At 65.6% G+C, this 20,646-nt stretch carries 18 protein-coding genes; 9 read left to right on the top strand and 9 right to left on the bottom strand.

Annotation, left to right across the window (positions count from 1 at the left end):
• The first annotated feature begins 6 nt into the window (after positions 1 to 6).
• Genes DW355_RS01105 through DW355_RS01115 form a run of 3 tightly spaced genes read left to right on the top strand, consistent with a single transcriptional unit; the run spans position 7 to position 2,893 of the window.
• Positions 7 to 1,089, top strand: coding sequence for a LacI family DNA-binding transcriptional regulator (locus DW355_RS01105; RefSeq protein ID WP_131277234.1), 1,083 nt, complete (start codon positions 7 to 9; stop codon positions 1,087 to 1,089).
• Positions 1,086 to 2,087 carry an NAD(P)-dependent oxidoreductase gene (locus DW355_RS01110; RefSeq protein ID WP_131277237.1) on the top strand — a complete coding sequence of 334 codons (1,002 nt, stop codon included), beginning with the start codon at positions 1,086 to 1,088 and terminating at the stop codon, positions 2,085 to 2,087. The genes DW355_RS01105 and DW355_RS01110 overlap by 4 nt, the downstream gene beginning before the upstream one ends.
• Positions 2,084 to 2,893 carry an amidohydrolase family protein gene (locus DW355_RS01115; RefSeq protein ID WP_131277240.1) on the top strand — a complete coding sequence of 270 codons (810 nt, stop codon included), beginning with the start codon at positions 2,084 to 2,086 and terminating at the stop codon, positions 2,891 to 2,893. The genes DW355_RS01110 and DW355_RS01115 overlap by 4 nt, the downstream gene beginning before the upstream one ends.
• A gap of 184 nt (positions 2,894 to 3,077) precedes the next feature.
• Here DW355_RS01115 and glmS read toward each other — a convergent pair whose 3' ends face one another.
• Entirely contained in the window at positions 3,078 to 4,937 is a 1,860-nt protein-coding gene (gene glmS / locus DW355_RS01120; protein WP_131277243.1) for a glutamine--fructose-6-phosphate transaminase (isomerizing), read from the bottom strand.
• A gap of 138 nt (positions 4,938 to 5,075) precedes the next feature.
• On the opposite strand from glmS, the gene DW355_RS01125 reads away from it, so the two are divergent.
• Positions 5,076 to 5,576 (top strand): Lrp/AsnC family transcriptional regulator, encoded by a 501-nt coding sequence (locus DW355_RS01125; RefSeq protein WP_131277246.1) that lies wholly within the window; start codon positions 5,076 to 5,078, stop codon positions 5,574 to 5,576.
• 6 nt (positions 5,577 to 5,582) lie between these two features.
• On the opposite strand, the gene DW355_RS01130 is transcribed toward DW355_RS01125, so the two are convergent.
• The 3 genes from DW355_RS01130 to DW355_RS01140 form a co-directional block, all read right to left on the bottom strand.
• The gene (locus DW355_RS01130) at positions 5,583 to 6,401 is read right to left on the bottom strand and encodes a sensor histidine kinase (RefSeq protein ID WP_242671268.1); all 819 of its coding nucleotides are present in this window, start codon (positions 6,399 to 6,401) and stop codon (positions 5,583 to 5,585) included.
• 16 nt (positions 6,402 to 6,417) lie between these two features.
• Entirely contained in the window at positions 6,418 to 7,836 is a 1,419-nt protein-coding gene (glmU, locus tag DW355_RS01135) for a bifunctional UDP-N-acetylglucosamine diphosphorylase/glucosamine-1-phosphate N-acetyltransferase GlmU (protein WP_242671269.1), read from the bottom strand.
• Positions 7,837 to 7,996: 160 nt separating this feature from the next.
• Positions 7,997 to 8,992 carry a tripartite tricarboxylate transporter substrate-binding protein gene (locus tag DW355_RS01140; protein ID WP_131277249.1) on the bottom strand — a complete coding sequence of 332 codons (996 nt, stop codon included), beginning with the start codon at positions 8,990 to 8,992 and terminating at the stop codon, positions 7,997 to 7,999.
• A 101-nt stretch (positions 8,993 to 9,093) separates the two neighbouring features.
• Between DW355_RS01140 and DW355_RS01145 the strand changes: the two genes are divergently transcribed.
• On the top strand, positions 9,094 to 9,999 hold the full coding sequence (locus tag DW355_RS01145) for a pseudouridine synthase (protein ID WP_207388057.1): 906 nt from the start codon (positions 9,094 to 9,096) through the stop codon (positions 9,997 to 9,999).
• Positions 10,000 to 10,137: 138 nt separating this feature from the next.
• On the opposite strand, the gene DW355_RS01150 is transcribed toward DW355_RS01145, so the two are convergent.
• Complete coding sequence (locus tag DW355_RS01150; protein WP_131277252.1) at positions 10,138 to 10,437, bottom strand: DUF2917 domain-containing protein; 300 nt, start codon at positions 10,435 to 10,437, stop codon at positions 10,138 to 10,140.
• Positions 10,438 to 10,534: 97 nt separating this feature from the next.
• On the opposite strand from DW355_RS01150, the gene DW355_RS18455 reads away from it, so the two are divergent.
• Positions 10,535 to 12,172: a LysR substrate-binding domain-containing protein gene (locus tag DW355_RS18455; protein WP_165493103.1), complete on the top strand. Its 1,638-nt coding sequence runs from the start codon at positions 10,535 to 10,537 to the stop codon at positions 12,170 to 12,172.
• Between the two features lie 39 nt (positions 12,173 to 12,211).
• Here DW355_RS18455 and DW355_RS01160 read toward each other — a convergent pair whose 3' ends face one another.
• Positions 12,212 to 13,456: an MFS transporter gene (locus tag DW355_RS01160; RefSeq protein ID WP_131277255.1), complete on the bottom strand. Its 1,245-nt coding sequence runs from the start codon at positions 13,454 to 13,456 to the stop codon at positions 12,212 to 12,214.
• Positions 13,457 to 13,555: 99 nt separating this feature from the next.
• On the opposite strand from DW355_RS01160, the gene DW355_RS01165 reads away from it, so the two are divergent.
• Both DW355_RS01165 and htpG read left to right on the top strand, forming a co-directional pair.
• A complete protein-coding gene (locus tag DW355_RS01165) occupies positions 13,556 to 14,173 on the top strand; it encodes a TetR/AcrR family transcriptional regulator (RefSeq protein WP_131277258.1) in 618 nt (205 codons plus the stop codon).
• A 125-nt stretch (positions 14,174 to 14,298) separates the two neighbouring features.
• The gene (htpG, locus tag DW355_RS01170; protein ID WP_131277261.1) at positions 14,299 to 16,230 is read left to right on the top strand and encodes a molecular chaperone HtpG; all 1,932 of its coding nucleotides are present in this window, start codon (positions 14,299 to 14,301) and stop codon (positions 16,228 to 16,230) included.
• Positions 16,231 to 16,414: 184 nt separating this feature from the next.
• On the opposite strand, the gene DW355_RS01175 is transcribed toward htpG, so the two are convergent.
• Together DW355_RS01175 and DW355_RS01180 are read right to left on the bottom strand one after the other, a co-directional pair.
• Positions 16,415 to 16,825 (bottom strand): hypothetical protein, encoded by a 411-nt coding sequence (locus DW355_RS01175; RefSeq protein ID WP_131277265.1) that lies wholly within the window; start codon positions 16,823 to 16,825, stop codon positions 16,415 to 16,417.
• 1,029 nt (positions 16,826 to 17,854) lie between these two features.
• The gene (locus DW355_RS01180) at positions 17,855 to 18,604 is read right to left on the bottom strand and encodes an SDR family oxidoreductase (protein WP_131277268.1); all 750 of its coding nucleotides are present in this window, start codon (positions 18,602 to 18,604) and stop codon (positions 17,855 to 17,857) included.
• Between the two features lie 135 nt (positions 18,605 to 18,739).
• Between DW355_RS01180 and DW355_RS01185 the strand changes: the two genes are divergently transcribed.
• Positions 18,740 to 19,648, top strand: coding sequence for a LysR family transcriptional regulator (locus DW355_RS01185; RefSeq protein ID WP_131277272.1), 909 nt, complete (start codon positions 18,740 to 18,742; stop codon positions 19,646 to 19,648).
• A gap of 31 nt (positions 19,649 to 19,679) precedes the next feature.
• On the opposite strand, the gene DW355_RS01190 is transcribed toward DW355_RS01185, so the two are convergent.
• On the bottom strand, positions 19,680 to 20,642 hold the full coding sequence (locus tag DW355_RS01190) for a Bug family tripartite tricarboxylate transporter substrate binding protein (RefSeq protein ID WP_131277275.1): 963 nt from the start codon (positions 20,640 to 20,642) through the stop codon (positions 19,680 to 19,682).
• Positions 20,643 to 20,646 lie beyond the last annotated feature (4 nt).

Below are 20,646 nucleotides of genomic sequence, written 5' to 3' on the forward strand. Positions count from 1 at the left end.
AAGCCTATGCCCACGATCCAGGACGTCGCCAGTCACGCCTCCGTTTCCGTCAGCACCGTATCGAACGTGCTCAACGGGCGGTCCGACCGCATGCGCCCCGAAACCCTGGCACGTGTCGAAGCGGCCATTGCCGCGCTGAACTTCCGGCCCAGCAAGCTGGCCCAGCAACTCAAGACCGGCCAGACGCCGTTGATCGGCCTGCTGGTGCCCTCAATGACCAACCCGATGTACGGCTACATCGCGCGCGAGATCGAGCACTTTGCGCAGGAGCTTTACGGCTACCGGTTGATGCTTGGCAGCACCTATCGCGATCGCGACAAGGAAAGCGCCTTCTTCGACGATCTGCTCGCGCAGGGCGTGCGCAAGGTGATCGTGATCTCCTCGCTGAGCGACGAACGCCACCTGGAGCAGGCGGTGGAGCGCGGCTTAACCATCGTGAGCTACGACCGCGGCGCCACGCCGGGCAAGCCTTCGCGCGTCAGCCACGTGATGCCCGACAACTACGAAGCCGCCCGCCTGGCCACCGCGCACCTGATCGAACAAGGCCACCGGCGGCTGGCCTTCGTCACCGTGGCCGGCATGACAATGAGCCGCAGCGCCAAGATCGATGGCTTCCATGCCGCCGCCGAAGCCGCCGGTCTGCGCGACAACGCCGAGGTGCTGGACGGCGGCGCGCTGGATGAATACGGGGACGGGGTGATCGCCGAAGTCGGCCGCGCCACCGCCCTCAGGATCGCCGCGTTCGCCAACCGGCCCACGGGCATCGTGGCACTGAACGACCTGATGGCGCTGGGCCTGATGGCCGGATTGCGCGAAGCGGGCCTGAACGTGCCGCAGGACGTGTCGGTGGTCGGCATCGATGGTCTCTTCCTCTCGGCCTTGTCCAACCCCGGCCTCACCACCGTGCAGTTGCCGGTGCGGGAGATGGCCCGGGCCATGGTGGAGCGCGTGATGCAGCCGCCTGACGGCGGCGACAAAATCGACCAGTGCTTTGCGGCCAGTCAGCTGCTGAAGCGCCAGTCCGTTGCGCCGCCGCCCAGCGGCACAAATCGCGCGGCCCAGGCCAAGACGCGAACCACCTCGACATGATCACCGTTTTCGTCTCACACCCCACCAATAAGCTGGCTCAGTACTTCGGCCCCCGGGCCACCCAGGCACTGCAGGCCATCGCCAACGTGCGGTTCAACTCTGAGGCGCGCGACCTGGGCGCCGACGAACTCGTGGCCGCCCTGCAAGGCTGCGACGCACTCATCGCCTACCGGCAGACGCCTGGCCCTGAATCGCTCTTCCAATGCCTGCCCGGGCTGGCCGCCTTCATCCGCTGCGCGGTGGACATCCGCACCGTGGACGTGCCCGCCGCCAGCCGGCATGGCGTCCTGATCACACAGGCCAGCGCCGGTTATGTGCCGGCCGTGGCGGAATGGATCGTCGCCGCGATGATCGATCTGGGCCGCGGCATCACCGCTTATGCCATGGACTACCGTGCTGGCCGGCCCGTGCAGCCCTTCATGGGCCGCGAGCTGCGCGACGCCACGCTAGGCATCATCGGCTACGGGCAGATTGGCCAGTACTTGGGCGGTCTGGCGCTGGCCTTTGGCATGCACGTGCTGGTCGATACGCCCCAGCCCGTGGCGGGGCAGCCGCGGCTGAAGCAAGTCACGCGGCCGGAGCTGCTGGCGTCGTCGGATTTCGTGGTCTGCCTGGCGCCGGCCACGCCGCAGACGGAGAACCTGATGGATGCCCAGGCCTTTGCCGCGATGAAACCCGGCGCCTTCTTCCTCAATGCCGCGCGCGGCGAACTGGTGGACGACAACGCTCTGCTGCAAGCCCTGGACAGCGGCCACCTGGCCGGGTGCGCACTGGACGTTGGCCGCGCGCCCGACCAGATGCCCACGCCCGAACTGGCCCGACACCCCCTGGTGCTGGCGGCCCCGCACATCGGTGGCCTGACGCAACCGGCCATCGAACACCAGGCACTGGAAACCGTGGCGCAGTTGAAAGAGCTCATCCAGGGCCGCATCCCCATCGGCGCCGTCAACGCTCCGCACGCCACGCGCCTGCGACAGTGGAAGGCACGCCAGTCATGATTTCCCACGAAGGTGCCTGCGACTGTCATATCCACGTCTTCGAGGACCGGTACCCACTGGCGCCCACCGCCACCTTCAAACCGCCGCATGCCCCCGCGGCGGACTACCGCCAGGTGCAGCGTTCGCTGGGCCTGGCGCGTGTGGTCGTCGTGCAGCCCACCGGCTACGGCTTTGACAACAGCTGCACGCTGGAAGCGATGAAGCAGTTGGGCCCAGGCGCCCGTGGCATCGCCGTGATCCGCCATGACGTTGATCACGCCGAGCTGCTGCGCCTGCACGAGGCGGGCATCCGCGGCGTGCGTTTCATGATGCTGCCCGGCGGCGTGCTGCCCTGGTCCGACCTGGAGCCTATGGCCCGGCGCATCGCGCCGCTGGGCTGGAACATCAACCTGCAGCTGGATGGCCATGAACTGGCCACGCACGAGGCCATGCTGACCACCCTGCCCTGCAAACTGGTGATCGACCATCTGGGCAAGTTCCTGGGCCCCGTCAACCAGGACAGCGCCGGTTTCCAGGCCCTGCGCCACCTGCTGGACCGTGGCAGCAGTTGGGTGAAACTCTCCGCGCCCTACGAAAGCTCCAGGAGCGGACCACCGGACTATGACGATGTGCGGTGGATTCCCGAGCGACTGGCCACGGAGTTTCCAGAACGATGCCTATGGGCCAGCAACTGGCCGCATCCGAACGTGACGCCGACGCCGCGCGCGGAAGCGATGCTGGAATGGTTCTTCAGTTGCGTGCGAGATGACATCACGCGCGCGAAGATCCTGGCCACCAATCCCGCCACCCTGTATGAAATGCCGTGATAGCAGCCGGGCAGTGCGGCTTCGATGACGCTGGCATCGATCTTCGTCGTTGCCATCGTCGCATCGAACTCGCGCTTGCAGGCAACCAGATCGCGGACGCTTTCCTGCCCGCCATGGCCAACAATCGTCCAATATCGCGCCCGCCCCCTTCAGGCTGGCGCTGCGCGCCACAAAAACGCGCCGGTCATTCGACCGTCACGCTTTTGGCGAGATTACGCGGCTTATCAACATCCGTCCCACGCGCCAGGGCCGTGTGGTACGCCAGCAATTGCAAGGGCACCACATGCAGCAGCGGCGAGAGCGCACCATAGTGCTCGGGCATACGGATGACGTGCAGGCCCTCCCCGCTTTCGATGCGGGTGTCGGTGTCGGCCAGCACGTAGAGCACGCCGCCGCGCGCGCGCACTTCCTGCATATTGCTCTTGAGCTTCTCCAGCAGTGCGTCGTGGGGCGCGACGGTGACCACCGGCATGTCCGAGGTCACCAGGGCCAGAGGGCCGTGCTTGAGCTCGCCGGCCGGGTAGGCCTCGGCGTGGATGTAGCTGATTTCCTTGAGCTTGAGCGCGCCTTCCAGCGCGATGGGGTAATGCAGACCCCGGCCGAGAAAGAGCGCGTTCTGCATGCGCGCAAAGTCTTCCGCCCAGCTCATCAGCTGGGGCTCCAGCGCCAGCACGGCCTGCAAGGCCACGGGCAGGTGGCGCATGGCCTTGAGGTGCTGGGCTTCCTCCACCTCGCTCAAATTGCCACGCATCTGCGCCAGCACCAGGGTCAGCAGAAAGAGCGCGGCCAGTTGCGTCGTGAATGCCTTGGTGCTGGCCACGCCGATCTCCACGCCCGCGCGGGTGACGTAGGACAGCTTGCACTCACGCACCATGGCGCTGGTCGCGACGTTGCAGATGGTCAGAGTCTGGGTCATGCCCAGGCCTTGCGCGTGGCGCAGCGCAGACAGGGTGTCCGCGGTCTCGCCGCTCTGGCTGATCGTCACCACGAGGGTGCGCGGATCGGGCACGGAGTCACGGTAGCGGTACTCGCTGGCCACTTCCACCTGGGTCGGGATCTTGGCGATGCTTTCCAGCCAGTATTTGGCCGTGCAGCCGCTGTAGTAGCTGGTGCCGCAGGCGAGGATGAGCACCTTGTCGATTTCCTTGAACACCGTGTAGGCACCGTCCCCGAACAGCTCGGGCACGATGCCCTCCACACCCTCCAGGGTGTCGGCGATGGCGCGCGGCTGCTCGAAGATTTCCTTCTGCATGTAGTGGCGGTAGGGACCCAGTTCGGCCGCGCCGCTGTGGGCCAACACCGTGCGCACGGCGCGTTGCGCCGGTTTGTGGTCTTTGCCGACGATCCAGTACTTGCCGAGCTGGATGTCCACCACGTCGCCCTCTTCCAGGTAGACGATCTGGTCGGTCACGCCGGCCAGGGCCATGGCGTCGCTGGCCAGATAGTTGGCGCCGGCGTCCGCGTCCTTGCCCACGCCGAGGATGAGCGGCGACCCCGCGCGCGCGCCCACCACGCGGTGCGGCTCGTCCTTGTGGAAGACCGCGATCGCGTAGGCACCGTGCATCTGCCGGGTCGCAGCCTTGACGGCTTCAAACAGATCCCCTTCGTAGAGCGAGTCAATCAGGTGCGTGATGACCTCTGTGTCCGTCTGGCTGGCGAACACATACCCGCGCTTTTGCAGGGCGGCACGCAACTCCTCGTAGTTCTCGATGATGCCGTTGTGCACCAGGGCCACGCGTGCCGCGCGGGCGGCGGCTTCCGCGCCCGGGCCATGGCTGAAATGCGGGTGCGCGTTGTGCACGGCGGGCGCGCCATGCGTGGCCCAGCGCGTGTGGGCGATGCCGGTGTAGCCCTGCACCGCGTCACGCTGCACCTGCTCCATCAACTCCGCCACCCGCGCCGTGCTGCGCGCGCGTTGCGGCCCACCGGACGTGTGCACGGCCACGCCGCAGGAGTCATAACCCCGGTACTCAAGCCGCTGCAGGCCCTGCACCAGCACGGGAACGATGTTGCGTTGGGAAACGGCGCCGACGATGCCACACATGGAAATGCTCGCTGCTGAGTTGGAATGGCGTGATGGTAGATAGCCCAGAGAGAAATATCTCGTTGATATTCATCGATCAATGAACGAAAATTCCATCAAAATCAGTAAGACAATTTTTATTTCATAAATGAAAGAAAAATGGATTTTTCAGAAACAATCAAGCTCGATGCCATCGATCTGCTCCTGCTCGATGCCTTGCAACAGGACAACAGCCTGAGCAACCAGTCCCTGGCCGAGCACGCCCATATTTCGCCCCCCACCTGCCTGCGTCGCGTCAAACGCCTGGTGGAGGAGGGCCTGATCGAAAAGCAGATCGCCATCCTGAGTGCCGACAGGCTCGCCCCCCTGCTCGGCCACGGCCTGCAGGCCATCGTGGAAATCACGCTGGAACGCCAGGGCGAGGAGGCCCAGACGGCCTTTGAGCAACGCGTCGTGCAGGACCGCGCCGTGCAGCAGTGCTATCGCGTCTCGCCCGGGCCGGACTTCGTGCTCATCGTCCAGACGCGCGACATGCCGGACTACCTGGCGTTGACGCAGCGCCTCTTCACCAGCGACGCCAATGTGCGCAATGTGAAGACCTACTTCAGCACCAAGCGCGGGAAATTTGGCGCGCAGATTCCCTTGCCATCCAAGCCCTGACCGCTGCTACAGCAACTCCCCCTGCCGCGCCGGCATGGGCAAGGTCACGCTGACGTGGCAGCCCGCGTCCGGCATGGCGTCGATGCGGATCGAGCCGCCATGGCGCTGCGCGACCTTGCGCGCCAGCGCCAAGCCCATTCCCAGCCCCTCAAACTGCTGATTGCCGTGCAGGCGCTGGAACACATTGAACAATTTGCCGCCCAGCGCCGGATCAAAGCCCGCGCCGTTGTCGCGCACATGGATGGTGGCCCATTCCTCGCCGGCGGACCCTGCACCACCGGCTTCGCCTTCCACCACGATCAGGGCTGTCTTGCGCTGCCGGGTGAACTTGAGCGCGTTGGACAGAAGCTGCGCAAACAGCAGGCGCAGCAACCCGGCGTCCCCTCGCAAGGGCGGCAAGGCCGGGTCCACCCGCCATTGCACGGCGCGCAGCGGTGACAGTGCGGCACCGGTCGGTTGCGCGGCTGCGGCCACTTCCCAGGCCCGCTGCTCCTGCGCCATCGCCTCCGCCTGCAACTCCGCCAGCAGCGCGTTCGCATCCAGCGCAACGGGTTGCAGATCGGCCCGGTCCAGCAGCGCCCATTCGCGCAGGCCGTCGATCTGCCGCCCCATCTGCTGCGCGGCTTCGCTGATGGTCGCCAGAAAACGGGTCGCCTCGCCGTTCAGTTCGTCGCCCACCTCCTCGCGCAGCAGCCCCGCGTAGGAAATGATGTGCCGCAGCGGCGCGCGCAGGTCATGCGCCACCACATGGGTGAAATCAGCCAGGGACGCCCGCACCGCCGCCAACTCGGCGCGCAGACGCTCGATTTCCCGGTCCGTCTTCACGCTGGATATCCGTCGGTCACGGTTTCTTCGCGGCGTTCTTGCTCGGCCGGGTCCAACCCGGCACCGAGGCCTGACGCGCGCGCCCGACGGTCAGGGCACCGGGTGCCGTGTTCTTGCTGATGGTGGAGCCCCCCCCCACGGTGCCGCCCGCGCCGATGGTGACGGGCGCGATCAGCACGCAGTTGCTGCCGATGTGCACATCGTCCTCGATCACCGTGCGGTGCTTGTTGGCACCGTCGTAGTTGGCCGTGATGCTGCCCGCACCATAGTTCACGCGCGCGCCCACCTGCGCGTCGCCGAGGTAGGCCAGGTGGTTGGCCTTGGCGCCGGCCGCCAGCGTGCTGTTCTTGACTTCGACGAAGTTGCCAATGTGGACTTCCTCGCCCAGCTTGGCGCCGGGTCGCAGGCGGGCGTAAGGCCCAATCAATGCGCCCGCACCAACCTCCACCCGCTCACCCTCGGAAGCACCGCCTTCGATGTGCGTGTAGGGGTGGATGACCGCGCCGGCCGCGATGCGCGCGTTGCCGATGACGCAATGGGGCCCGATGCGCACGCCCTCGCCCAACTCCACCTGGCCGGTGAAGACACAGCCCACGTCAATTTCCACATCCTGCGCGCAGCGCAACTCACCACGCACGTCCAGCCGCGCCGGGTCGGCCAGGCGCACCCCCTGCTCCAGCAAACCGCGCGCGATGCGCAATTGGTAGGCACGTTCCAGCTCGGCCAGTTGCAAGGGACTGTTGACGCCCGCCACCTGCGCGGCGTCATCGGTGGGCAGCGCCACCACGGGCACACCGTCGGCCACGGCCAGTTTCACCACGTCCGTCAGGTAGTACTCGCCCTGGGCATTGCGATTGTCCAGCCGGGTCAGCCAGGTCTTGAGCTGTTTCGCAGGCGCGGCCAGGATGCCGCTGTAGACCTCGCGGATCTGGCGCTGTTGCTCGCTCGCATCCTTCTGCTCCACGATGGCGCGCACCGTGCCGGATGGATCGCGCACGATGCGGCCGTACCCGGTCGGGTCGTCGAAGGCGATGGTCAGCAGGGCCAGCTTGTCACCGCCACTGGCATTGATGAGGGCGTGCAAGGTGTCGGACTGGATCAGGGGCACGTCGCCCGAGAGCACCACCACCACGCCATCGTCCGGCAACAGCGGCGCGGCCTGCTGCACCGCGTGGCCGGTGCCAAGCTGAGGCTCCTGCCGCACGAACTCCAAGGCGGCCTGATTGCGTGACATCACGCCGGCTTCCACCTGCTCGGCGCCATGGCCTGTCACCACCACCACGCGCCGCGCCTGTAGCACCGCCGCCGTGTCCAGCACATGCTGCAGCAGCGCCCGGCCACCCAGGCGGTGCAGCACCTTGGGCAGACGGCTCTTCATGCGGGTGCCCTTGCCCGCGGCCATCACGACCACATCCACTGCCATAACGCTTGCCATATCGGAACCTTGCACCCCCGCGTGAAAAACAGGCCGCATTATCGGCGCGCGCGCAGCCGCCGGGCGGGCGATGTGCACGCCCAAGAAAAAAGCCGCCGGACTTGCGTCCAGCGGCTGATTTCGACCGGTCAGGACCGGCAGCTTCGGGATGATCGACCGATCAGTCGGCGTACACGCCGGCCGCCTTGATGATGGGGCCCCACTTGGCGATCTCGGCAGAGACGAACTTCTTGTGCTCGGCCGGCTCCATGCGCTTGTCGGTCACGACCACGGCGCCCAGGCCCTCCTGCTTGGTGATGAACTCGGGGTCCTTCAGAGCGGCCTTGAGGGCGGTGTTGATGCGCTGAACCACGGCATCGGGCGTGCCTTTGGGGGCATACAGACCGTGCCAGATCGTGACTTCAAAGCCCTTGAAGCCTGATTCCTGCAGCGTGGGCAGATCCTTCAGCGCGGGCGTGCTCAGGCGCTTGGCCGTGGTCACGGCGTAGGCCTTGACCTTGCCGCCTTCGATCTGCGGCGTGGTGTTGGTGGTCTGGTCGCACAGCAGGTCGATCTGGCCGCCGATCAGGTCAGTGATGGCCGGGGCCGTGCCCTTGTAGGGCACCGTCGTCATCTGGATCTTGAACGCATCCTGCAACAGCAGGCCGCACAAGTGTGAGGCCGCGCCCAAGCCTGCGTTGCCCAGGTTGATCTTCCCGGAATTGGCCTTGATCCAGCCCTGCAGCTCCTTGAAGTTCTTCGCCTCCATGCTGGGGCGGGCAATCAGCGTCATGGGCACGTCATTGACCAGGCCCAGATACGTGAAGTCGTTCTCGACGTTGAACGGCAACTTGCGGTACAGCGCGGGCATGGTGGACATGCCGATGTGGTTCAGCAGCAGGGTATAGCCATCAGGTTTGGCATTGGCCACCTTGGCCGTACCGATGGAGCTGCCAGCACCCGCGGCGTTGTCGATCACGATGGTGGCGCCGCCCAGGGGTTTGCGCAGGGCCTCGGCCAAGTCACGCGCCACGCGGTCCGTCGGACCACCCGCCGCGAAGGGCACCACGATGGTGATGGGCTTGTCGCCGGGGAAAGACTGGGCCGAGACGGCCAGGGGGGCAAGCAGGGCCGCCGCGGAAGCCGCGCCCAGAACGTGCGCAAACAAGCGTTTCATATCGATCTCCTGAAGGGGGAATGGGAAAAAAAGTGTCGAAGTCTAAGGCCTGCTGATCAATCAACGTTACTGCGGAAATCACTTAGGGCGACAATTCCCCCATGTCTTCTCCTGAAAAGCCCGCCATGCGCCGCGCGCCGCGTCCCGAGGGCGCATCGCCGCAACGATCCCTGAGCTCCGCCGCGCCCGGCATGGGCGCCACCATCCGATTGAACAAACGCATGGCCGAACTGGGTCTGTGCTCGCGCCGCGAGGCCGATGCCTGGGTCGAAAATGGCTGGGTCAAGGTCAATGGCCACGTTGCAGAGATGGGTCAGCAGGTCAGCCCCACGGACCGCATCGAGGTCGATCAACAAGCCCAGAACCAGCAGGCCACGCAAGTGACCATCCTGCTACACAAACCCATCGGCTATGTCAGTGGTCAGGCTGAGGATGGCCACGATCCGGCCGTGGTGCTGGTGCAGGCGCAGAACCGCTGGCGCGAGGACCGCGCGCCCCAGCGCTTCAACGGTGGCCAGCTCCGCGGCCTCGCACCGGCGGGCCGGCTGGACATCGACTCCACCGGTCTGCTGGTGCTGACGCAGGACGGCCGCGTGGCGCGCCAGCTCATCGGCGAAGACTCGTCGATGGAGAAGGAATACCTGGTGCGCGTGGTCTACCTCGGCACGCCTGCGGCCGCGAATGCTCCGACCGAGCTGCAGCCCATCCACGCAAACGACCCTGTCTCCACCAATGTGCAGGCCGTCTTTCCGCCGGCCATGCTGGCCAAACTGCGCCACGGCCTGAGCCTGGATGGCCAGGCCCTCAAGCCCGCCAAGGTGGACTGGGAGAACCCTGAGCAACTGCGCTTTGTGCTGACAGAGGGCAAGAAACGACAGATCCGGCGCATGTGCGAGCTGGTGGGCCTGAAGGTCGTGGGCCTCAAGCGGGTGCGCATCGGCCGCGTGGTGTTGGGCCAGCTGCCGCAGGGGCAGTGGCGCTACCTGGCGCCTCACGAGCGGTTTTAGCCCTGGCGCAGCGCCCGGCGTCGGTTCTTTCCAAGTGAACCGACGCCGGTACCACGCTTCCCATTCCCCAACAGGAACCTGAAATACCCGTTTGCCGCGGGCGCGGCATGGGAGCGCCCGCCCTCGCACCTTGCCTGGTCAGACCGTCGGCAGCGGCGCCTCCAGCACCTCGATGCGTGCCTGCGGCCAGCCCTCGGCCACCCACTCGGCGCCCGCGGGCAGGCAGTGGCGCTGACCGGCGGCCAACCAAAGGTCGCCACCCCGGTCTTGCGCGTTGTGTTCGCCCGCGCCGCTCTGGGTGAGCCAGACCCGGCCCTCCACCACGCGCAGCCAGCGGGCCTGCTGCCCGGCCGTGATGCGGGTGGCCGTCCGGGGCGGCAGCGCCCATTGCCACGGTTGCGCGGTTTGATGCAAATTAGTCATCGACAAGATGTTCATGTGGACCCCTCTAAAAACGTCGTGTTGAGGGAAATTCTCCGCACCAAAGGCCTGCCCGTCCAATGAGGAATGCGTACGCCACTGATAACATTCCTGCATGAATCCCATCCGCCAGCGCCCGCTCTCCGTCGGCCCCTTGCGCGCTTTCGAAGCGGTGGCGCGGCGCGCCAGCTTCCGCGCGGCGGCCGAGGAACTGCACCTGACCCAGCCGGCCATCAGCCGCCAGATCCGCAGCCTGGAAGAAGAACTCGGCGCGCCGCTGTTCCTGCGCGGCACCCGCCATGTCGAACTGACCGGCGCGGGCGCCACGCTGCTGCGCGCCATCGCCCCCATGCTCGACCGCCTGGACGCCAGCGTGCGGCACATCCGCACCTCGCAGGGCCGGCGGCATGTGAGCCTGACCACCTTCGCCTCCTTCGCCTCGCTCTGGCTGCTGCCGCGCCTGGCCGACTTCCAGAATCAGCACCCGGACATCGACATCCGCATCTCGGCCAATGACGTCCTGGTCGGGCAGGACGACCCCGAGCTGGACCTGGGCCTGCGCTACTGCCACCCGAACGACGCGCCGCCCAATTCCACCCTGCTGTTCGGCGAAGTGCTCTCGCCCGTGATCAACCCTTCGCTGCCTTTACGGCAAGCCAAGGACTTGGTGGCACACACCCTGATCGAACAGGACGACCACCCCTCGACGCCCCTGCGCCAAGCCAAGGACCTGGCCCGACACACGCTGATCGAACAGGATGACCACCAGCCCAGCGCCGAATACCTGAGCTGGCGACGCTGGCTGCGCGAGTACGCGCCACCTGGCACCGAGCCGCGTGGCTGGATCTACCTGAACTACACCAGCCAACAGATCCAGGCGGCCATGGCCGGCCAGGGCGTGACGCTGGCGCGCATGGCCATGATCACCGAGGCCCTGGCACGCGGCGAACTGGTCGAGCCTTTCGGTCCGACCAAGCGCCTCACCTCGCCTTACGCCTACTGGCTGGTGCGCTGGCCGGGCCACGGCAAGGAGCCTCGCCCCGAGGTGCAGGCCTTCATCGACTGGCTGCTCGCCCAGGCCGCCCAGACCCGCGCCTGCCTGGGGCGGCGGCATGTGACCCTGAGCACCTCCGCCGCCTTCGCGTCCTACTGGCTGCTGCCGCGCATGGCCGATTTCCAGAGTCAGCACCCAGACATCGACGTCCGCGTCCTGGCAAGCGACGCCCCCAGCGGACAACCCCCCCTCGAGCCGGACTTGGCCCTGCGCTACGAGCTGCCCGACGACGCCCCGGCGAACGCCACCTTGCTCTTCGCCGAAGTGCTGACGCCCGTGGCCAGTCCCTCGCTGCCAGCACGGCAGACCAAGGACCTGGCGCGACAGACCTTGATCGAACTCGAAGAAGACCCGCCCCCGCCTGGCGCAGAGCTGCTGAGCTGGCGGCGCTGGCTGGGGGAACACGCGCCCACGACGGTGCCGCGCCACTGGGTTCGGCTGAATCACGTCAAACCGCAGATCGAGGCGGCCACGGCCGGTGAAGGCATCGCGCTGGCGCGCATGGCCCTGGTCACCGAGTCGCTGGCGCATGGCGAACTGGTGGAGCCCTTCGGCCCCGCCAAGCGCCTGGCCGCGCCCCAAGGCTACTGGCTGGTGCGTGGACCGGGCCAGGCCAAGGAAATGCGGTCCGAAGTGCAGGCCTTCATGGACTGGCTACAGGCCCAGGCGGCCCAGACCCGCGCACACCTCGAGACCTGAGCCCGTCGCTGACGCGAGCCCGCAGAGCCCGCAAGCAGGTCAGGCAGCCAGGGTCTGGCGGCGCGCCAGCCCCATGAGCAGCAAGGCCACCAGCACCGTCGCGACCAGGGCGATGCCATAGCCGATGCTGGTGGACTCCAGCCCGAACAGGCCCACGGACAAGCCCGCGGCGATGGCCGGCAGGCTGAACGCCAGGTAGCTCAGCACGAAGAAGCTGGACATCAGCGCCGCGCGCTCCTGCGGCAAGGCCAGGGGCACCAGGCCGCGCACCGAACCGTTGAAACCCGCCCCGAAGCCCAGGCCGGCGATCAGGGTGCCGGCGAAGAACAGGGAGGTCGAGTGCAGGTGCATGCCCACCAGCGTCAGCACCAGGCCAGCGGCCAGCACGACCGCGCCCCCGGCCAGCACAGCCATGGGTGGGCGATGGCGCACGAACAGAATGCCGATCGCGCCACTGAGCACCAGCGTGGCGATCAAACCGCCGCCGATCATCGGGGCATGGATGCCGGTGACATAACGCGCCAGCGTCGGCCCCAGAGAGAGGTAGAAACCGCCCAGCGCCCATTGTGCGGTGTTGACCGGCAACACCTTCCACATCGTCGCGCGAGCCGCCGGGGGCACGGCCAGTTTGGGACGCATGGAGGCCCAGGCCCCAGGTCGGCGCGCCACCGTCTCGGGCAGGAAGAAGGCCAGCACGCCTTGCACGGCGAACAGCACCAGCAGCACGTCGAACACCAAGCGCGTCGGTGCTGGCGCGAATTGCACCAGCGCGCTGGTGCCCAACGCCCCGAGCGCCATGCCGAACATCGGCGCCACGCTGTTGATCAGCGGGCCGCGCACGCGGTCCAGATCCAGCAGGCTGGCGCTCAAGACGCTGGTCGCGATGCCGGTGGCCAGGCCTTGCATGGCCCGCGCGCCGATCAGCCAGGCCAGGGAATCCGCCTGCCAGAACATCAGGGTGGAGACGAACTCGATGCCCAGCGCCAGCAGGATCACTTCACGCCGACCCCGGTGGTCGGACAGCCCGCCGAACACCAGCAAGGAAAACAGCAGCGCGAAGGCATAACTCGCGAAGGCCACGGTGAGCATCAGGGCCGAGAAGCCCCAGGCTTCGCGGTACAGCGCGTACAGGGGCGACGGCGCACTGGACGCGGCCAGGAAGCTGGCGATCAGAAAGGCCACCAGCCAGAGCGACTGCGCGGGGCTGAGCTGAGCCCGCCCGGAATGCATGACGGACGCGCCTGCGGCAGCCAGTGCGGCGGGGGTTTGCGGTGTGGACGGCATGGAAAATCCCTTAGGGGCTGTTAAAGCAAATTTTTTGCGTTTGCGGGATTGTGATCCTGTTTGGACACTAACGCAAGTTCTTTGCGTTAGCATGACCGCATGAATGTCCGATCCCTGCCCCGTCCGGGCGGCCGCAGCGCCCGCGTGCAAGCCGCCGTGCACCAAGCCACGCGCGAGTTGCTGGACCAGCGCGGCCGCGCCGCGCTCACCGTGCCCCTGATCGCCGCGCGGGCGGGCGTCACGCCCTCGACCGTTTATCGCCGCTGGGGTGACCTGAACGAGCTGCTGGCCGACGTGGCCCTGGAACAGTTGCGGCCCGACACCCCGCCCGTCGACACCGGCACCGTCGAAGGCGATTTGCACGCCTGGGCCGAACAGTATTTCGAGGAAATGTCCTCGGTAGGCATGGCCATGGTGCAGGACGTGCTCTCCGCCCGCATGGGCAGCGAGGCCGTGCCGGGCTGCGCCTGCGCGGGCATCACCGCCGCGCAGATCGCGGCCATCGTCGAGCGCGGCCTCGCCCGGGGCCAGGCCGTGCCCCAGGTCGAAGCCGTGATGGACGGCGTGGTCGCCCCCATCGTCTACCGCCTGTTGTTCGGGCCCGCGCCGGCCACCCCCGCCTTGGTGCGTGACTGGGTGGGTGCCTGCATGGCGCACGCCACGGTCCAGCCGCCGACCCCACCCCAGCAGCCCAAGCCACGCGCCGTGGTGGCTTGAAAGCGGGCGGCTCCGCCCATAATTCGAGGTTTTGCCGGCCCCAGGTTCGCCGCGCCTCGAACCTGGCGCATACCGGGGCCAGGCATTTCCCGCATTCGCATTCTCCAAGGGACCTCTAGACCATCATGAGCCAGAAACATTCCTTCCAGGCCGAAGTGGCCCAGCTGCTGCACCTCGTCACCCACTCGCTGTATTCCAACAAGGAAATCTTCGTCCGCGAGCTGGTCTCCAACGCCTCCGACGCCTGCGACAAGCTGCGCTACGAAGCACTGAACAACAGTGCGCTGTATGAAGACGCACCCGAACTGCGCGTGCGCATCGCCATCGACAAGAAGGCCCGCACGCTCACCATCAGCGACAACGGCATCGGCATGAGCGCGCAGGAGGCCATCGACCACCTGGGCACCATCGCCAAGAGCGGCACCAAGGATTTCATGAGCAAGCTCGGCGCTGACCAGCAGGCCGACGCTTCGGCCCAGGGCCAGCTGATCGGCCAGTTCGGCGTGGGTTTCTATTCCGGCTTCATCGTCGCCGACAAGATCACCGTGGAATCGCGCCGCGCCGGCCTCAAGCCCGAGGAAGGCGTGCGCTGGACCAGCGGCGGCACCGGGGACTTCGAGGTGGAGGCCATCACCCGCGCCGAACGCGGCACCAGCGTGATCCTGCACCTGCGTGAGGACGCGGAGGAGTACCTCAACGCCTGGCAGATCAAGACCATCATCGGCAAATACTCCGACCACATCGCCCTGCCCATCCAGATGCGCAAGGAAGAGTGGAAGGACAGCGAGGAAGAAGGCAAGCCCGGTGAGATGGTCACCACCGACGAGTGGGAAACCGTCAACAAGGCCAGCGCCCTCTGGACCCGAGCCAAGAAAGACATCACGAAGGAAGAGTACGAAAGCTTCTACCAAGGCATCAGCCACGACTACGAAGCCCCGCTGGCCTGGAGCCACAACCGCGTGGAAGGCAGCACCGAATACACCCAGCTGCTCTACGTGCCGGCCAAGGCGCCCTACGACCTGTGGAACCGCGACAAGAAGGGCGGCCTGAAGCTCTACGTGAAGCGCGTTTTCATCATGGACGAAGCCGAGGCCCTGCTGCCCAGCTACCTGCGCTTCGTCAAGGGCGTGGTGGACAGTGCCGACCTGCCGCTCAACGTGAGCCGCGAACTGCTGCAGGAAAGCCGCGACGTGCGCGCCATCCGCGACGGCAACACCAAGCGCGTGCTCACCCTGCTGGAGAACCTGGCCAAGCACGACGTTCCGGCGGCCGACGCCAGCGAGGAAGACAAGTCCGACGCCGGCAAGTACAGCAAGTTCTACGCGGAATTCGGCACCGTGCTCAAGGAAGGCCTGGGCGAGGACTTTGCCAACCGCGAGCGCCTGGCCAAACTGCTGCGCTACGCCAGCACCACGAGCGACACCGCCACCGTGAGCCTGGCCGACTACAAGGCCCGCATGAAGGAAGGCCAGGAGGCCATCTACTACATCACCGCCGACACCCTGGCCGCCGCCAAGAACAGCCCCCAGCTCGAAGTCTTCAAGAAGAAGGGCATCGAAGTGCTGTTGATGACCGAGCGCGTGGACGAGTGGGCGCTGAGCCACCTCAACGAGTTCGATGGCACCCCGCTGCAGAGCGTGGCCAAGGGCGCGGTGGACCTGGGCAAGCTGCAGGACGAAGCCGAGAAGAAAGCCGCCGAGGAAGCCGCCGAAACCTTCAAGCCCGTGCTCGCCAAGCTCAAGGAAGCGCTCAAGGACAAGGCCGAGGACGTGCGCGTCACCACCCGCCTCGTCGATTCACCGGCCTGCCTGGTCGTTAAGGACGGCGAGGTGAGCAACCAGCTCGCCCGCTTGCTCAAGCAAGCTGGCCAGAAGGCGCCTGACAGCAAGCCCATCCTCGAAGTGAACCCCGAGCACGCGCTCGTGAAGAAACTCGACGGCAGCGTGCACTTCCACGACCTCGCCCAGATCCTGTTCGACCAGGCCCTGCTGGCCGAAGGCGGGCTGCCGGAAGATCCGGCGGCGTATGTGAAGCGGGTGAATGCGTTGTTGGTTTGAACGTTTCCCGCACTCAACAAAAAACCGCCTTCGGGCGGTTTTTTGTTGCCTTATCAACTTCTGCTGACGACCCATTGCGGACATCCGAAGGCAGCAAAAGCAGCCGGTCAGGAATGGGATCTAAAAATGCTATCCGAATCAGTTTGCTGATGGCTGATTCATTGACGACCACAGACCAGAAGGGTTAGTTTGATTTCTCAATTTTCCATATTGGCATAACCCCACCTATTGGCGAAGCCATAAGTATTGGATTACTCGACGCTGATACATCGACAGTTATGGCTCTATCGGGACCATGCTCGCCATGCCCAAAAATTCCGACACCATTCATGGCAACGCCGATACGGTAACGACCACTTGGTAGGTATAAGTTGATAGCTTGATTGCCATAGAGCTTCGCGACAAGTTTTTCGTCTACGTACACATGAAGCGGTGCATGGTCTGCGCCCATAGTGCTTCCACGCTCCACTGTGACAACATGCTTTTCCGGTCCCGCCGTGGACAATGACATGTCAACAAACACGGCAGGCGGTATCGACGCGCAAGCCGATAATGCAATAGCCAGAACGGTAAGCACAACGTGATGTTTCTTCATACAAACTCCCTTTTCTGATACGGTTCTTAGATAGTGCTGATCCAATTTCTAAGTCTGACGCGAATTCATTCCAGCTGCAAGAGAACGGCGATCGGATTCAAATATAGCCGATAGTATGCGACTGGGCGATCTGGCTTGCATAAACGCTAGGAAGGCTCACCGAGAACCATTGTGAGTCGTCAGCGCTGCTGAATCACCCTAAACTTGCTAGTCGCTTTCGACCCATTGCGGAAAGCTGGTGGTTGCGAAAGCCACCGCTCGGCGGCAACGAGGTGTGGAGTTAGCTATCTCTACAGGTCCTGAGGCAATTCAGATCAATTTCTATGCTTTGCCAAGAGGCTTATCAAGCCCGGGAACGAAGTTGTTAGCGCTCGCACTTGAGCTTCATGAAGTACGTAATGAGCTGCCTTCCGACGAAGTTAGTTCCACCGTCTATCGAAGTCTCCTCCAAGACAATGACTCGCTTGCATTGGGGCGTCAGTATCGCTTCTGCCATGGCCACTCTATCCTTCCGCTCATACGAGTTGTATCGGAAATCGATAACACCCTTAAGAGTAAGTCGATAGTCGTATGTGCTGTCGAGCGCGGGTTCGAGCCGGACGTTGTCGCCGAGCTGATCGCGATAACTCGGACTTGAGACACTGCATCCGACAAGCAAGAAAGCCGCGGTCAACGTCGTCACTGCTGTAAGTCGTGAATTGTTCATATTGCTGCGCATTGAAATGACTGACTACATGATGGTCAGTCTTATCCATAGTTATTTCGAAACCTAACTTGAAAAAGACGTCAAACTTGTCTGCATGACAAGGCCATAGATCGTCAAGCACCCTCCCGTGAATTGTTCTATCGGGCTGATTTATATCAGCCTTTCTCGTCACAGCGTGTCTGCTTTGCGGCCCTCGGGCTAATGTCCGCTTCTGGCCGAAAGCCGACTCGCGCCCTGATGCAATACGGCTCTCGGCAAAGAGTGCTCCAAACCCGTAGTGCAACGGTTCCACGCCAAGGCAATGGAATCGCCGCACTTCCAGATCACATCTGGCTCATCCCCCCATCCGCAACGATCTCCGTGCCCACGATGAACCCCGACTCCTTGGACGTCAGGTGCAGCACGGTGGCCGCGATTTCTTCCGGGGTGCCGAAGCGACCCAGCGGAACCTGCGTCTGGATGCCGGCGGCCATGGCTTGCAGCTGATCGGGCGCCAGGCCCAGCTTGCCGTAGAGCGGCGTGCTCACCGGGCCGGGGCTGACCACGTTGACGCGCACGCCTTGGGGCAGCAACTCGGCCGACAAGGTCTTGGCCAACGAAATCAGGGCGGCCTTGCTGGCGGCATAGACGCTGGAGTTGGGCATGCCGATGTGGGCGTTGATGGAGCCGTTGAGCACGATGGCGCCGCCGCGGCTCATCAGCGCGGCCAGGCGCTGGATCAGGAAGTACGGGCCTTTGACATTGGTGTCAAAGCTGCTGTCCCACAGCGCTTCGTCGATCTGCGCCAGGGGGCCGAACTTGGCCACGCCGGCGTTGATGAAGACGCCGTCGATCACGCCCATCTGGGCTTGCAACTCGGCCACCAGAGCAGCCTGGGCCGACACGTCGCCGGCTTCGCTGACCAGGGCCAGCGCCTTCGGGCCCAGTTCGGCCTTGACGCGGGCTAGACCGGCGGCGTCGCGGCCGGTGATGGCCACGCGGGCGCCCTCACGGGCAAAGGCGATGGCGGCGGCGGCGCCGATGCCGCTGCTGCCACCGGTGACGAGGATGTTCTTGCCTTCAAAGCGGTTCATGATATTTCCTTCGGTTGTTTCGTCGATGTTTGACGGGGTTTTCAGCCCCACTGCAGAGCTGATGGATGAAGTTTCTGGCGATTGGCGGGTTTACAGGCGCCATAATCCCGATGAACTCATGCGAAACTATCGAATATGTTGAGCCTGGACGATCTGCAACTGCTGGAGGCGGTGCGCGCCACCGGGAGCCTGTCGCGCGCGGCCGACCGCCTGGGCAAGGCCGCGTCCACCGTCTCGTATGCCGCGCGTCAGCTCGAAGAGCGGCTGGACGCGCTGCTGTTCGACCGTGCCGGCTACCGCATCGCACTAACCCCGGCTGGCCTACTGCTGGTGGAGCAAGGCGCGCAGTTGCACGCGCAGGCACAGCGCCTCACCGAGCGCGTGAAGCAGGTGGCCAGCGGCTGGGAGTCCGAGTTGCGCATCTCCACCGACGAACTGGCGAACATCGACGCGCTGCTGCCGCTCGTAGCTGACTTTGATGCCCTGAACAGCGGCGTGCGCCTGCGCTTCGGCCACGAGGTGCTGGGCGGCACCTGGGAAGCGCTGCTGGACCAACGCGCCGATCTGGTGGTGGCGGCCACCAACGAACCACCTGCGATGGCGCACCTGCAGTGGTTTGAACTGACGCAGCTGGAATGGGTGTTTGCCGTGTCACCGCGTCACCCGCTGGCGCGCGCAACCCAGCCCCTGTCGATCGAGGCGATCAGCGCCCACCGCGCAGTGGTCGTGGCCGATACCTCGCGCCTGGGCATCGCGCGCAATTACGGCGTGCAGGCCCACCAGGAGCGGTTGGCCATGCCCAGCATGCGCGGCAAGATTGCCGCCCAGGTGGCGGGCCTGGGCGTGGGCTGGCTACCGCTGGAGAAAGTGCGCCATCACCTGGCGCAGGGCACGCTGGTGGCGCTGGAAACGCAGGACCCGCGCGAACCGAATCAGCTCTTCGTGGGCTGGCACTCGCACCGCGCCGGTCCGGCGCTGAAATGGTGGGTGGAGAAGTTGCGCGACCCTCGGCTGGTGCCGCCCCTGCTCCACCTGAACCCCTGAAGATCCAGGTCGGGTAGATCGAGCATCACGATCACGGTCGCAAGGCTTCCGCAGCGGCCTGACGCTCCATCGCGATTTCACGCGCGAAGTCCTCGCGCGTGCCGCCCGTGGGCAGGTTGCTCACCGCCAGCATGCGTTCACGCACCGCAGGTTCGGCCAGGACAGCGTTGCCAGCCGCGTTGAGCCGGTCCAGCCACTCGACCGGCGTGCCACCGGGCGCGAAGAGGCCGAACACCGACGCACGGTTGGCCGACGCGAAACCCAGCTCGGCCAGTGTGGGGACGTCCGGCAACACCGGCAAACGCCTGGGCGCGCCCACGGCCAGCGGGCGCAGGCGGCCTTCACGCACGTACTGCAACTGCTGCGGCCCGACGTTGGTGGACAGCAGCTCGAAATGACCGGCCAGCGCGTCATTGAGTTGCATGCCGCCGCCCTGGTAAGGCACGTGGGTGATGTCCAGCGCCTGTGCACGGCGCACCTGTTCCAACACGAAATGGCCGGTGGTGCCGTGGCCCGAGCTGGCCCAGCGCAAGGCACCCGGCCGCTCGCGCGCCTGCGTCACCACATCGGCCAGGTCACGACCGGTGAAGGCGTGCGTAGCCACCACCAGCACTGGCGTGAGCATCACGCTGAGCACGGGCGCGATGTCACGTTGCGGGTCATAGGGCAGGGTCTGCAGATGCGGCAGAAGCGTCAAGGGCGTGATGGCCGAGAAGCAGAGCGTGTAGCCATCAGCCGGCGCGCGCGACAGCGCTTCCATGGCCAGGCTGCCACCGGCGCCGGGCCGGTTCTCGACCACCACGGGCACGCCCAGGCGCGGCGCGAGCGCCTGGCCCAGCACGCGGGCCATGTCATTGCTGACGCCGCCGGGCGGATAGGCGACCAGAATGCGCACAGGCCGGTCCGGCCAGAGAGCCGCGGCCTGCGAGAGTGCGGGCCAAGTCAGCGCGGCACCCACCCCGGGAATGAGCGCGCAGATACTGGCGCGGAGCATGGCG

Source organism: Hylemonella gracilis (assembly GCF_004328645.1).
Taxonomy (GTDB): domain Bacteria; phylum Pseudomonadota; class Gammaproteobacteria; order Burkholderiales; family Burkholderiaceae_C; genus Hylemonella; species Hylemonella gracilis_B.

What these genes read in the sequence shown, in the direction of transcription:
- DW355_RS01105 (WP_131277234.1), top strand. Translation starts at nt 7, where the DNA reads ATGCCCACGATCCAGGACGTCGCCAGTCACGCCTCCGTTTCCGTCAGC.
- DW355_RS01110 (WP_131277237.1), top strand. Translation starts at nt 1,086, where the DNA reads ATGATCACCGTTTTCGTCTCACACCCCACCAATAAGCTGGCTCAGTAC.
- DW355_RS01115 (WP_131277240.1), top strand. Translation starts at nt 2,084, where the DNA reads ATGATTTCCCACGAAGGTGCCTGCGACTGTCATATCCACGTCTTCGAG.
- glmS (WP_131277243.1), bottom strand. Translation starts at nt 4,937, where the DNA reads ATGTGTGGCATCGTCGGCGCCGTTTCCCAACGCAACATCGTTCCCGTG.
- DW355_RS01125 (WP_131277246.1), top strand. Translation starts at nt 5,076, where the DNA reads ATGGATTTTTCAGAAACAATCAAGCTCGATGCCATCGATCTGCTCCTG.
- glmU (WP_242671269.1), bottom strand. Translation starts at nt 7,836, where the DNA reads ATGGCAAGCGTTATGGCAGTGGATGTGGTCGTGATGGCCGCGGGCAAG.
- DW355_RS01140 (WP_131277249.1), bottom strand. Translation starts at nt 8,992, where the DNA reads ATGAAACGCTTGTTTGCGCACGTTCTGGGCGCGGCTTCCGCGGCGGCC.
- DW355_RS01145 (WP_207388057.1), top strand. Translation starts at nt 9,094, where the DNA reads ATGTCTTCTCCTGAAAAGCCCGCCATGCGCCGCGCGCCGCGTCCCGAG.
- DW355_RS01150 (WP_131277252.1), bottom strand. Translation starts at nt 10,437, where the DNA reads ATGAACATCTTGTCGATGACTAATTTGCATCAAACCGCGCAACCGTGG.
- DW355_RS18455 (WP_165493103.1), top strand. Translation starts at nt 10,535, where the DNA reads ATGAATCCCATCCGCCAGCGCCCGCTCTCCGTCGGCCCCTTGCGCGCT.
- DW355_RS01160 (WP_131277255.1), bottom strand. Translation starts at nt 13,456, where the DNA reads ATGCCGTCCACACCGCAAACCCCCGCCGCACTGGCTGCCGCAGGCGCG.
- DW355_RS01165 (WP_131277258.1), top strand. Translation starts at nt 13,556, where the DNA reads ATGAATGTCCGATCCCTGCCCCGTCCGGGCGGCCGCAGCGCCCGCGTG.
- htpG (WP_131277261.1), top strand. Translation starts at nt 14,299, where the DNA reads ATGAGCCAGAAACATTCCTTCCAGGCCGAAGTGGCCCAGCTGCTGCAC.
- DW355_RS01175 (WP_131277265.1), bottom strand. Translation starts at nt 16,825, where the DNA reads ATGAAGAAACATCACGTTGTGCTTACCGTTCTGGCTATTGCATTATCG.
- DW355_RS01180 (WP_131277268.1), bottom strand. Translation starts at nt 18,604, where the DNA reads ATGAACCGCTTTGAAGGCAAGAACATCCTCGTCACCGGTGGCAGCAGC.
- DW355_RS01185 (WP_131277272.1), top strand. Translation starts at nt 18,740, where the DNA reads ATGTTGAGCCTGGACGATCTGCAACTGCTGGAGGCGGTGCGCGCCACC.
- DW355_RS01190 (WP_131277275.1), bottom strand. Translation starts at nt 20,642, where the DNA reads ATGCTCCGCGCCAGTATCTGCGCGCTCATTCCCGGGGTGGGTGCCGCG.